This window comes from Stenotrophomonas sp. STEN021, from assembly GCF_056760175.1.
This window is the reverse complement of sequence record NZ_JBRREH010000068.1, coordinates 15,584-27,042: the sequence shown is the minus strand read 5'-3', so window position 1 is coordinate 27,042 and position 11,459 is coordinate 15,584. Positions and strand designations below refer to the sequence as shown.

The window sequence follows — 11,459 nt, the reverse complement described above, 5'->3', positions numbered from 1 at the left end:
GGCCTTACCGGGAAAGCCGCTGCCGAGCATGGCTCGGCACTACCTGGGCCTTACCGGGAAAGCCGCTGCCGAGCATGGCTCGGCACTACCTGGGCCTTACCGGGAAAGCCGCTGCCGAGCATGGCTCGGCACTACCTGGGCCTTACCGGGAAAGCCGCTGCCGAGCATGGCTCGGCACTACCTGGGCCTTACCGGGAAAGCCGTCGCCGAGCATGGCTCGGCACTACCTTGACCGCCACTCTGCCGGCAGCACCCAGCGCGTCACGCCATCGCCGCACAGGCCGATCAGCGCGTCACCCTGCGGCGACCAGTGCAGCTGGCGCAGGTCCCAGCAGGCTGAGCGACTGGGGTTCAAGGAAAGCGATTGACCATTTTCCAGATTCCACACCGCCAGCACCGGGGTACCGCCGTCGTTACCGCCCAGGGCGAGCAGTCGACCGTCGACCGACGCCGTTGCCGCGTTCAAGGAATTCAGCCCCGGCAATGCCAACGAATACCGCAGCTTGCCGCTGGCCAGATCGAGGACATGCATGCCCGGATCGCGCCGTGTGCCTTCCATCAGCACGAAACCGACCGCAACCCAGGCCCCCTTGGCTGAACCCAGCGGCGCTGGCACCCATTGCGCCATGCCGGTGTCGTCATTGCCATCGGCCTTGCCAAAGCGGCGCGGCAAGGACAACACGCGCTTGACCCGGCCGCTCGCGCCGTCCAGCTCGGTCAAACCCGCCGGGTCCTCGATCCAGAAGCCCTGGCCCGCGCCATCCCAACGTACCGGCTTGACCAGTGAATTGCCGGGATAGCCGCCAACCACACCCTGACGTGTGGCGTCGAAGCGCTGCGCATAGATCCACGGCTCCCCTTCGGCCGCTGGAGTCGACTCAGGCTGCAGTACACGCAGCACGTCGCGGATGCCGCCGCGGCCGTTCAATGCATGGTCGTATGGCACCGGCCTGCCCTGCGCGTCCTGTGTCCAGTCCCAGCCGCCGCTGATTGGCTGACGCACATCGGCCGCCCAACGCAGCGGATGCGCGATCGCACGCTGCTGCTCCAGGCTATAACTGACAATCTGCTGCTGCACCGCCAGCCAGGCATTGCGGCCCTGCGCGTCCACACCCAGGCCCGCCCGGCCGGCATCTGCAGCCGCTTGCCACAGCCGTTGCGGCGTGTCGCCCATGCCCGGCGCCCAGCGCCACAAGGCCTCTGGATAGCTGCTCAGCAACAGCACACTGCCATCGCCCAGTGGCCGCATGTCGTAGTAGTCGCCACTGCCGAAGGACAGCAGACGCTGCGCGGCCGTCGCGTCCCTGTTGCCGCCCGGCGCGGTCAACGTCGGTTCGATGATGCGACTGTCTGCCTGCGCCGGGGGCTGCCAATCACTGGCGTTGACGCCAATCTGCAAGGCGGCACCGGGCAGCGCGCGCACGGCGTCATAAACCGGCACGAACACCGCCTCGGGCACGCGACGGCGGCTCAAGCGTGGCGAGGGGCCACCGCCCATCACATTGAACTCGCGCAACTGGTCGACGATACCGCCGTCCGGATTGGGCCAGTCGTCGGTTCTGCTCAGGCTGATTGCCGTTGCTGGTTTGCCAAGCGCATCGTCAACCTGCATCACCCGCACTTCGATCGTCTTTTTGGCGCGACCGAACACGCCGTGCTTCTGCTCGGCGCTGGCCTGCCAGCTGGCGAAACTGCCCTGCAATTCGGCAAGCTTGTCACTCATCGCATCAACCGTGGGGTCACGCTGCAGGCGCTGCTCGCGCAGCGGCAGCTCTTCGGCGAGCAGGGCACCCTGCTCCACCGCCGTCTGCAAGGCAGGCATGCGGTAGCGACGGATGAACTCGGCCTTCAATTCGGGACGGCGTGCGATCAGCACATTGCCCCAGCCATGGTCCATATAGGCCACGCGGGTGCGCTGGACCGGTGCGTTGAACGCCCCCAAGGGCGCAAGGCTGGCCTGTACCACCGGCAGGACTTGCTCGAAGGGCAATGCCACCAGCAACTCAACCTGCTGCAGCGGGCGCTGATTCTTTGCCAGTAGCGGTGCCTGCAGGGCCGATGGCAGGCCTTTCTCTGCTTCCTGCTGGGCGGTGGGCAGCATCTGCCAGTTCGGTGGCAGCGGTGCAGCGGAGGCCAACGATGAAGAGGTGATACCGACCAGGCACAGGATCGCGCGGCAGGCGCTGGTGTTTTTCATGGGTCTTCCTTGCTGATGCTGGGTCGGGATTTTGGAGGCACCATGTGTATGTGGGGAGCCCCAACCCTCACCCCAACCCCTCTCCCGGAGGGAGAGGGGCTTGTAGTGCCGAGCCATGCTCGGCAGGGGCTTCACCGGTAAAGCCTCAAGCGCAGGATCACTGCGATCTAAAGCAAAAGCTTCCCTCACCCCAACCCCTCTCCCGTGAACGGGAGAAGGGCTTCAAGAGCTTCAAGAGCCTTCAAGCCTTACTTCCGCTCTGCCGCACTCGCATCACGGGTCGCACGGAAACTTTCTTCCGGGCTCCAGTTCGGCCAGTCGCGCGAGTTGGCCAGCTTCTCGCCCAAGGTATAGAGAACTTCCAGGTCACGCGCGGCACCGGCGAAGGTCCAGTCGGCCTGCCATTCGTCGCCCTGCTGGTGGTAGCGCTTGGCGGTGTACTCGTCGGAGGCCTTCTTGCCGGCGGCTACGCCACCGTCGATCCAGTCCTGCCCTGCCCCGTAGGACAGCGCCGGTACGCCGCGCTTGGCGAACGGGAAGTGATCGGAGCGGAAGAACAGGCCCGCTTCCGGCTTGGTGTCCGGGGTGTAGCGGATGTCCCAGCCCTTGGCCACATCCTTGAGCTGGTCGAGCAGCTCGACCTTGGCCGTGCCATAGATGCCGAAGTCGCGCGACGGGCTGTACGGCGACATGCCGTCCATGTTGATCACCGCCACGGTCTTGGCAAGCGGGTACAGCGGGTTGCTGGCGTAGTATTCCGAGCCTAGCAGACCCTTTTCTTCCGCTGTCACGGCCAGGAACAGCACCGAACGCTGCGGCCTGGGTTGGGTGGCAAAGCCACGCGCAAGCTCAAGCAGTGCGGCAGTACCCGAGGCGTTGTCCATCGCGCCGTTGAAGATGCGGTCGCCGCGTGCGTCCGGTTCGCCCACACCGATGTGATCCCAGTGACCGGAATAGATGATGGTCTCGTCCGGATGGGTACTGCCTTCCAGGCGCGCGACCACGTTGTGCGAGGTGATGACTTCGTTCTTGACCTGGTAGTTGGCCGAGAAGGTTTCGCCCTTCAGCTCAACCGGCTGGAAGTCGCGCGACTGTGCCTGCTTCTTCAGCGCTTCGAAATCCAGACCGGCGCGCTTGAACAGTTCCACCGCCAGGTCGCGCTGGATCCAACCTTCCAGCGCCGGGTGCGCTTCGGCCGGGTTCTGCCGGACCACGTCGAACATGGTGTTGGTATTGGAGCCGGCCACCGTTGCCCAGCCATAGGAGGCCGGTGCGGTTTCGTGGACGATCAGCACGCCGGCGGCGCCCTGGCGCGCGCCTTCTTCGTACTTGTAGGTCCAGCGGCCGTAATAGGTCATGCCCTTGCCGTCGAAGTCACCGGCACCGGTCTCGAAATCCGGGTCGTTGATCAGCACCACGGCGATCTTGCCCTTCAGGTCCACGCCCTTGAAGTCATCCCAGTTGCGCTCCGGCGCCTTGACGCCATAGCCGAGGAACACCAGCGGTGCATTTCTGATATCCACTGCGCTGGCGCCGTTCATGGCCGCGCGTACGGCGATCTCCTGGCCTTGGGTCAGCGTCTGCGGCTTGCCTTGGCTGCTCAGCGACAACACCGGCTTGCCGACGATATCGCCCTTGAGCAGGGGCACGGCCTGGGTCCACAGGCGCTTGCCGTCCTGCAGGTCGCCGCCCGGCTGCATGCCGGCAGCAGCGAACTGCTTGCTGAGGAAGGCGATGGTCTTGTCCTCGCCAGCGGTGGCCGGGGAACGGCCTTCGTAGGCGTCGGAGGCAAGCTCGCGGACGTCGGCCGAGATGCGGGCGCCATCAAACTTGGGCGGGGCAGCCATCAAGGCCGTGGATACCGACATCGCCAACAGGCTGATTACGACTCGTTTCACGCAGTACTCCAGTGGTAAGGCAACCGTTGGAGTGTAGCCAGCCCTGCGCGCTGATGTGCAGTGTCTTATTGCAGGGTTGCCGCCCGGCTCCGCAGCGCCGCGCGCTCGCGCGCATTACTGCTCAGCAGCGCTGCCTGCTCGAACGCCTGCCTTGCTTCGGGTGCACGTCCAAGCCGCGCCAGCAGGTCGCCGCGTACGGCCTGCAACGGCGCGTAGCCTTGCAGCTGCGGGTCATCGATCAGGGGTTGCAGCAAGCGCCAGGCGGGTGCCGCACCGTGGGCCTGCGCCACCGCAACCACGCGGTTGAGCTCCACCACAGGTGACGGCATCACCTCAGCCAAGCGCGCATACAAGTCAGCAATGGCCTGCCAATCAGTCTGCTCAGCCTGTCGTGCGCGTGCGTGGCAGGCGGCGATACCGGCCTGCACTACATAGGCGTCATCGGCCCCGCCCAACTTCATCGCCTGGTCCAACGCAGCTTGGCCGCGTGCAATCTGCAGCCAATCCCAACGGCTGCGGTCCTGATCCAACAACAACACCGCCGAACCATCAGCAGCGGTCCGCGCGCGCAGGCGTGAGGCTTGCAGTTCCATCAAGGCCAGCAGGCCAAGCACAGAGACCGAGCCTGGCATCAGTCCAGTCAATACCCTGCACAAGCGCAGCGCTTCTTCGCATAGCGCCGGCCGCATCCAGTCCTCGCCGCTACTGGCGGCATAGCCCTCGTTGAACACCAGATAGACCACGTCCAGCACCGACTGCAGGCGAGCGGAAAGCTCCTGCAGACGCGGCACTTCAAACGGCACCTTGCGCTCGGACAGCAGGCGTTTGGCGCGGACGATACGCTGGGCGATGGTGGGCTCGGGAACCAGGTAAGCACGTGCGATCTCGGTCGTGCTCAAGCCGCACAGCAGGCGCAGGGTCAGCGCGACCCGTGCATCGGCAGGCAATTCGGGATGGCAGGCGACGAACACCAACCGCAGCAGATCGTCACCGATGTCGTCCAGATGGTCGGACTGCTCCGCGCCCATGGCGTAGTCCTGCTGTTCGTCGATGATCTGCGCCTGCCGCTGCGCATGCAGGCGCCGTTGCCGCAGCCGATCGATTGCGCGCCGCTGTGCGGTAGCCATCAACCAAGCGGCTGGGTTGCCGGGAATGCCTTGTTTTGGCCAATGCTCCAATGCCGCGACCAACGCGTCCTGCGCCAGCTCTTCAGCGCTGTCGAGATCGCCGAGCATGCGTGCCAAGCGCGCCACCAGACGTGGCGATTCCATGCGCCAAAGGGTGTCGAGCAGGCGTTGCAGTTGTGGGTCGGTCATAGGGCACGATCAGAGCATCGCGGTGCGCTTGCTGCAAGCAGTGCACTTGCAGGAGCGACGGTAGTGCCGAGCCATGCTCGGCATGGGCCTGCACCAGTGATGCGAAAAGCCACCCCCTCCCCAACCCTCCCCTCCGCCTTCGGCGCAAGGGAGGGAGCAGAGCATCACAACTGCACGAACGGCTTGAACCCGCCCCAGAACATGCGCTTGCCATCGAAGGGCATGTCCTTCGGTCCCATTCCGGCCAACCGTGGATCAGCCATCGCCTTGGCGTTGACCCTGTCGCGGTGCGCACGCGAACGAAACAATACATAGGCGAACACCACCACTTCGTCCTCCTTCAGCTTCACCGCCTGCGGAAACGAGGTGCGCTTACCCGCCTTCACGTCCTCGGCCACCGCCTCGACATAGGCCAGGGCACCGTGTTCCTTCCACACTTTCCCGGCTTTGCGCGCGATGCGTTTGTAGTCATCGAGCTTGGCACTGGGCACCGGCAATACATATCCGTCCACGTAAGCCATGATCGTCTCCCGTTTATTGGCCCGGCTCGCCATCCATATGGGCGATTTCCCACAGGTGGCCATCGAGATCGGCGAAGCCGCGTTGATACATGAAGCCGTAATCACGCGCTGGCATCGGCTCGCTGCCGCCGGCGGCCAGGGCCTTGTCCACCAGTTCATCCACCGCTGACCGGCTGACCGCCGACAAGCAAGTGATCACCTCGGTCTGCCTGCGCGCATCGCTCAGCGGTTTGGCGGTGAAGGTCTGGAAGAACGGCTCTACCAGCAGCATCACGAAGATGCTGTCGCTGATCACCATGCAGGCGGCGTTGTCGTCGCTGAACTGCGGGTTGAAGCCGTAACCCAGCGCGGCGAAGAACGTCCTGGATGCCTGCAGATCACGTACCGGAAGATTGACGAAGATCATCTGCGGGTTGCTCATGCTCAGCCCTCCGCCGGCATGGGCTTCATGCAGTTGACCATCCACGGCTTGCCGTAGCGGTCCAGCAGCATGCCCCAACGGTGCGCCCAGAAGGTTTCGGCCAAGGCCATCTGCACCTGCCCAGCTTCGGCCAGGGCTGCGAACACGCGTTCGGCTTCGTCGATGCTGTCCACATCGATATTGATGGTGGTGGCGCTGGGGCCAGCGCCTTGCGGACCGTCGGCGGCCATCAACGTTGCACCTTTTGCTTCGAGCTGGCAATGCGCCACCCAGTCCAGGGTTTCCACTGGCATCTCGCCACAGCCTTTCATTTCATCGTTCATCGGCATGTCGCGGTAGCGCATTTCCGATACCACGCTACCGCCCAGCACCTTGGCGTAGAACGCCATCGCTTCGTGGGCCTGGCCGTTGAAGCCCAAAAACGGAATCAATTTCATTGTCCTGCTCCTGCTGCTCGGGGTTGGGATTCAGTTGTTGCGGTCAATCTGTTCGCGTAAACGCTGCTCCTGTGCCTGCAATTCCGGGGTGAAGGCTTCGCCGAAATCTTCAGCTTCGAAGAACGGGCGTATTTCCACTTCCACCGCGCCGCCATTGGAAGGCGTGAACGGGGCACGCTTCAGCCACTCGATGGCCTCGTCCAGCGAGCGCACCTGCCACAGCCAGAACCCGGCCACCAGTTCGCGGGTCTCAGCGAATGGGCCGTCGATCACGCTGCGGCCGTCAGCTGCAAAGCGCACCCGCGCAGCATGTGACGTGGGCTTCAAACCCTCGCCCGCCAGCATGATCCCGGCCTTGACCAGTTCTTCATTGAAAGCACCCATCGCCGCGATCTCCGCCTGCGTGGGCATGACTCCGGCCTCGGTCTCGGGGGTGGCCTTCACCAACACCATCACTTTCATTGCCGTACTCCGTTGCAGGCGGAATGCCCGCTTCACAACAGGTACGACGAGCCAGCGCAGGCAATCTCGACACGTCCGCATCGTTCTTTTTATGAATCAATTCATGCGGCAATGCAGCAGGCCCGATGCGACATGATGTGCCCCTATTCGCACGAGGCCGGGCACATGAAATTCCTGCTGTTGATCTATATCGACCCGCAACTGCTGCAGGCCTTGCCCGCCGACGACTACGACACCTTGATGCGCGGCTGCCTGCAGCACGCCGATGCATTGCAGGCCCAAGGCACGTTGCTGATGTCGCAGCGCCTGCAGCCACCGGCCAGCGCCCAGACCCTGCGCAGCCGTCAGGGCCAGTCGCGGATCACCGATGGTCCGTTCGCGGAGACCCGCGAGGTTCTGGCCGGCTTCAACCTGATCGAAGCGGCAGACGCCGATGAGGCCATGCGCATCGCCAGGCAATTCCCATGGGCGGCTTACGGCAGCATCGAGGTAAGGGCGGTGGATGATCTGAATGCGGAGCGGGTGCGTGTTGGAGCCTAGTCCAACTCACCATCTCATGAGGTGCGCAAATCCGAACACGCGATAGTCCCCTGACTTCATAGCTCGCACATAAAAAAGGCCGCCCCGTGCGGGGCGGCCAATGCAAAACTCTGAGTTCGGCTTCCCGAGCCTCAGCTTGGCTTAGAAGTCGTACTGCACCTGGAAACGGACATAACGCGGCGACGAGAAGTACTTCGGCGCACCGTAGTTGTAGTAGTTACGAGTCTGTGAGGTGTTCGGGTACGAGAAGGAAGTCTCGTAGACCTGCGTCGGCTTGATGTTGTTGAACAGATTCATCACGTCAACGTTCAAGCGCAGACCTTCGGCCCAACGCGGCTTGTAGACCAAACTCGGGCTGAAGGTTACGACCCAAGGCGTACGACCTGCGGAACCCACCGGGCTGATAACGTCGTCATCGGCGCGGTCCGGACCGGAGGTTACAGCGCCCTGATCGCAGACATGATAAACACCGGTGTAGGCGTACTGAACACCGAAGCTGTTGTTGCCGCCGCCCAAGCAGGACTTCGGCGAACCCGACTGTGCCAGCAGATTGAAGCCGATTTCCAGCTCCGGAGTGAACGAGTAAGAGCCAAACACCTTGAACGAATGACGGTGATCATTGAACAAGTAGCCGTTCGCGCCGTACATGATCTCCTTGAAGTCGAAGTCGGAAGTCGTGCCCGTGTCATCCTGACCATTCGTACTCTTGACCAGGCCTTCCAGGTTACCGGTCAGCTTGGACCAGGTATACGACGCGCTGACGTACCAGCGGTCCGTCATCTTGTCCGCGCTCAGCGTCACTGCCTTGTAATCGCGCTTTGCCTTGGGACCAAGATCCGCAGCCGGGATGGTCACGGTTTCGATGGTGCCATCGACGTTGACGTCGGTGGTCAACGTCAGGTCGCTGCCCGGGTTGTACATGAAGCAGCCAGGAATGCCGCCCGGCACTGCCCATTCGCTCTCCCAGCTGGACATGTCCAAACCAGCCTTCACACCAGCGTTGTACAACGCGCGCGAATCGCAGGTGTCATCGATCGCGTTGTTGACCTTGCGGTAGGTGGCCTTGATACCCACCGTCCAGTCATTGAAGAAGGCGATGTCCGAGGTCAGGCGCTGCTGGTAGCCCAAGATCAACTCATCCTGGGTGTAGGGCTTCAGGCCACTGTCGGCCACGGCCTTCGGGTCCGGAACGGAACCGTTGGCACCGTTGTTGACCAGATCGTAGGAGCCATTGTCATACGAGTAGCCGCCCTGCGGCATCTTGGTGACCGGATCCAGAGTGCCGTTGTAACCGAAGTAGGACTCGGTGTAGTACGAGGCCGAGGCAGCACGCAGTGCCACGTTCGCCGCGATCGGCAACGAGTAGCGACCCAGCGAACCGTAAAGCTTGCTGTCACCGTTGCCAGCCAGATCCCAGGTGAAGCCCAGGCGCGGCTGCCAGATGTTGTCCTGCTTCACGAAAGCCACGCCATCCGAGTTCAGATTCTCGAAGGAATCGTTGCGGATGCCGGCATACAACATGAAGTTGTCGGTAATGTTCCAGTTGTCCTCCAGGTACCAGGACTTCTGGTTCACCTGAACGTTACCGCCGGTTGCAAACTTGATCCGGTAATAAATGTCGTCAGAAGTCGCCGTATCAAGGAAGTAGTCCGACTTGGTGACATAGATGATGTCCTGGATGGTGCCCTGACGGGACTTCCATCGCTCATCGCTGTAACCAAACGCAATCTTGTGATCACCCAGCTGCCAATCGAAATCGATGCGGCCGGCGTTGCGCTTGTTGGAGCCACCGAAGATGTCGACCGTCTGCGCAGTGGCGCAGCCAATCTGGGAACCGAAGCCCGGCATGCCCGGACGATACTCGATCACATACGGGCAGGTCGGGAAGGACTCGACGTCACCGTTGTACTTGTTTTCCACACCATTACGGTCAGTGGTGTAGTTGGAGTTGGTGTTGTCCATGCGGCCGTACTGCAAGGACATCGTCAGATTGTCGCGCAGGTAGCTGGTCCACTTCAGGATATCGGTGTGACCACCATTCTCCATGTACTCCTTACCCGTGAACGCCGTACGGTTGATCGAAGCGTTCGTCTCCAGGCCGTCGTAAGCAGCGTTGTAGTTGTTGTAAACCTGCTTGCGAGTGTTATCGAAGCCGGTGTATTCCACGTGGTTGTTGTCATTGATGTACCAATCCAACTTCGCCAACCAGTACGGCTGACGGGAGGTATAGTCATACGACGTGGTGGAGCCCGACTTGGTGTACGGATTCTGGTTGACTGCGTAGCCATTGCCACGAGCACCATAGGAAGTGGTATCCGAGTTGGCGAATGAACCCAACGCGAAGAAGAACAACTTGTCCTGAATGATCGGACCACCGGCCCAGAAGCTCAGGTTCTTCGAGGATGATTCGTTCTGGTCGTACGAACGGAAGATGCTGCCATCCTTCAACTTCACCGGATCGGGCTGCTCACGCAGAGAGTTCGGAACGAAGGTGTAGCTGATACCCGCCTTCAGTTCGTTGGTGCCGCGCTTGACGTTGACACTGGTCACGCCACCAGTCGAGAAGCCATAACGTGCGCCGTAACCACCGGTTTGCACGTCAAGCTGGTCGATGGCCTGGAACGGCACTTCCGAGAACGACAGGCTGTCGTACAGATTCGTGACGTTGAAACCATTGACGTAGTAGCTGTTCTCGGCAGCGGAGGCGCCACCGAAGGATGCCGGGCCGAAATAGTTGGAGCTGGCGGCGGTACCCGGAGTCAACAGCGAAACGCTGGTGATGTCACGGCTGACCGGCAAAGAGTTCAGCTGATCGGCGGTAAAGGTGGTGCGAGTGACGATGCTGCTCAGATCGATCTGATTCGGGCTCTGGCCCAAAACGGTGATCTTGTCCAGGGACGTCGCGCCTTCACCCGATGCCGCATTGAACGTAGCGGTCGTCGCCTGACCTGCGACAACACGAACACGCGTGGTGCTGACAACGTTGCCACCTTCGATGGTGTTGACTTCGTAGTCGCCAGTCGGCAGCGACGAAACACGGAACTTGCCGTCGGCAGAGATGATTGCTTCACGGGTAGCGCCCGAATTCAGGTTCTTGACCTGTACCTTCTCAGCAGCCGTCGTGGTGCCGACGATGTCGCCAGACGTGCTCTGCGCCAATGCGGTTCCAACAACGGCGCTCAAGACCATAGCCAGCGCGGTGCGCTTCAGCTTACGTGCTTGAATGTTGCTCTTCATTCAGCTCTCTCCACAAAATTAAAAATTTCCGTCACACAACGATGGCAACGGGGCAACAGATCAGGCACCCAGGAAATTTATGGATGCTTAACGTGAACGTAACAACAGCAACCTCTTCTTTGCAATTACTGTCCGAAATATTTACCAAACCACGAAGAAAACCTCTTTTTAAACAGTAAGTTAAATTTTGTTCATATTTATAAATTTTCAATGAACAATCACTTCCCCCTCCGCTATCACCAACTTTGCGCTCGATTTCGGCATCCTGTCCTCGGATTCTTGGTCAAATTTCCAATTGAAAGCGTCGGCCTGCTTGAAGGCCAATGATCCCGACAACACCGCAATCAGATCGACCAGGTGGCGACGTACCGCCCGCCCTGCTTCGACTAAAGGTCACTTTCAGCATGCAGGTGCTGAAGGCCCCCAATGA

General features: G+C 61.5%; 9 protein-coding genes. 1 reads left to right on the top strand and 8 read right to left on the bottom strand.

Annotated features, from left to right (window positions below; all coding sequences use genetic code 11):
• Nucleotides 1-223: 223 nt before the first annotated feature.
• The 7 genes from ACVOL0_RS14500 to ACVOL0_RS14470 form a co-directional block, all read right to left on the bottom strand.
• Nucleotides 224-2,197, bottom strand: coding sequence for a hypothetical protein (locus ACVOL0_RS14500; protein ID WP_481549708.1), 1,974 nt, complete (start codon nucleotides 2,195-2,197; stop codon nucleotides 224-226).
• Between the two features lie 248 nt (nucleotides 2,198-2,445).
• Nucleotides 2,446-4,095 carry a M28 family metallopeptidase gene (locus ACVOL0_RS14495; RefSeq protein ID WP_481549707.1) on the bottom strand — a complete coding sequence of 550 codons (1,650 nt, stop codon included), beginning with the start codon at nucleotides 4,093-4,095 and terminating at the stop codon, nucleotides 2,446-2,448.
• A 65-nt stretch (nucleotides 4,096-4,160) separates the two neighbouring features.
• Nucleotides 4,161-5,411 carry an RNA polymerase sigma factor gene (locus tag ACVOL0_RS14490; RefSeq protein ID WP_481549706.1) on the bottom strand — a complete coding sequence of 417 codons (1,251 nt, stop codon included), beginning with the start codon at nucleotides 5,409-5,411 and terminating at the stop codon, nucleotides 4,161-4,163.
• A gap of 164 nt (nucleotides 5,412-5,575) precedes the next feature.
• Nucleotides 5,576-5,932, bottom strand: a complete 357-nt coding sequence (locus ACVOL0_RS14485; RefSeq protein ID WP_481549705.1) for a DUF1428 domain-containing protein — start codon at nucleotides 5,930-5,932, stop codon at nucleotides 5,576-5,578.
• A 13-nt stretch (nucleotides 5,933-5,945) separates the two neighbouring features.
• A complete protein-coding gene (locus ACVOL0_RS14480; protein ID WP_481549709.1) occupies nucleotides 5,946-6,359 on the bottom strand; it encodes a VOC family protein in 414 nt (137 codons plus the stop codon).
• The gene (locus tag ACVOL0_RS14475) at nucleotides 6,356-6,790 is read right to left on the bottom strand and encodes a VOC family protein (RefSeq protein WP_481549704.1); all 435 of its coding nucleotides are present in this window, start codon (nucleotides 6,788-6,790) and stop codon (nucleotides 6,356-6,358) included. The genes ACVOL0_RS14480 and ACVOL0_RS14475 overlap by 4 nt, the downstream gene beginning before the upstream one ends.
• Nucleotides 6,791-6,820: 30 nt before the next feature.
• Complete coding sequence (locus ACVOL0_RS14470) at nucleotides 6,821-7,252, bottom strand: YciI family protein (protein ID WP_481549703.1); 432 nt, start codon at nucleotides 7,250-7,252, stop codon at nucleotides 6,821-6,823.
• A 165-nt stretch (nucleotides 7,253-7,417) separates the two neighbouring features.
• Between ACVOL0_RS14470 and ACVOL0_RS14465 the strand changes: the two genes are divergently transcribed.
• Entirely contained in the window at nucleotides 7,418-7,792 is a 375-nt protein-coding gene (locus ACVOL0_RS14465) for a YciI family protein (RefSeq protein WP_481549702.1), read from the top strand.
• A gap of 141 nt (nucleotides 7,793-7,933) precedes the next feature.
• On the opposite strand, the gene ACVOL0_RS14460 is transcribed toward ACVOL0_RS14465, so the two are convergent.
• On the bottom strand, nucleotides 7,934-11,029 hold the full coding sequence (locus tag ACVOL0_RS14460; RefSeq protein ID WP_481549701.1) for a TonB-dependent receptor: 3,096 nt from the start codon (nucleotides 11,027-11,029) through the stop codon (nucleotides 7,934-7,936).
• Between the last annotated feature and the right edge of the window lie 430 nt (nucleotides 11,030-11,459).

What these genes read in the sequence shown, in the direction of transcription:
- ACVOL0_RS14460 (WP_481549701.1), bottom strand. Translation starts at nt 11,029, where the DNA reads ATGAAGAGCAACATTCAAGCACGTAAGCTGAAGCGCACCGCGCTGGCT.
- ACVOL0_RS14490 (WP_481549706.1), bottom strand. Translation starts at nt 5,411, where the DNA reads ATGACCGACCCACAACTGCAACGCCTGCTCGACACCCTTTGGCGCATG.
- ACVOL0_RS14475 (WP_481549704.1), bottom strand. Translation starts at nt 6,790, where the DNA reads ATGAAATTGATTCCGTTTTTGGGCTTCAACGGCCAGGCCCACGAAGCG.
- ACVOL0_RS14500 (WP_481549708.1), bottom strand. Translation starts at nt 2,197, where the DNA reads ATGAAAAACACCAGCGCCTGCCGCGCGATCCTGTGCCTGGTCGGTATC.
- ACVOL0_RS14485 (WP_481549705.1), bottom strand. Translation starts at nt 5,932, where the DNA reads ATGGCTTACGTGGACGGATATGTATTGCCGGTGCCCAGTGCCAAGCTC.
- ACVOL0_RS14470 (WP_481549703.1), bottom strand. Translation starts at nt 7,252, where the DNA reads ATGAAAGTGATGGTGTTGGTGAAGGCCACCCCCGAGACCGAGGCCGGA.
- ACVOL0_RS14465 (WP_481549702.1), top strand. Translation starts at nt 7,418, where the DNA reads ATGAAATTCCTGCTGTTGATCTATATCGACCCGCAACTGCTGCAGGCC.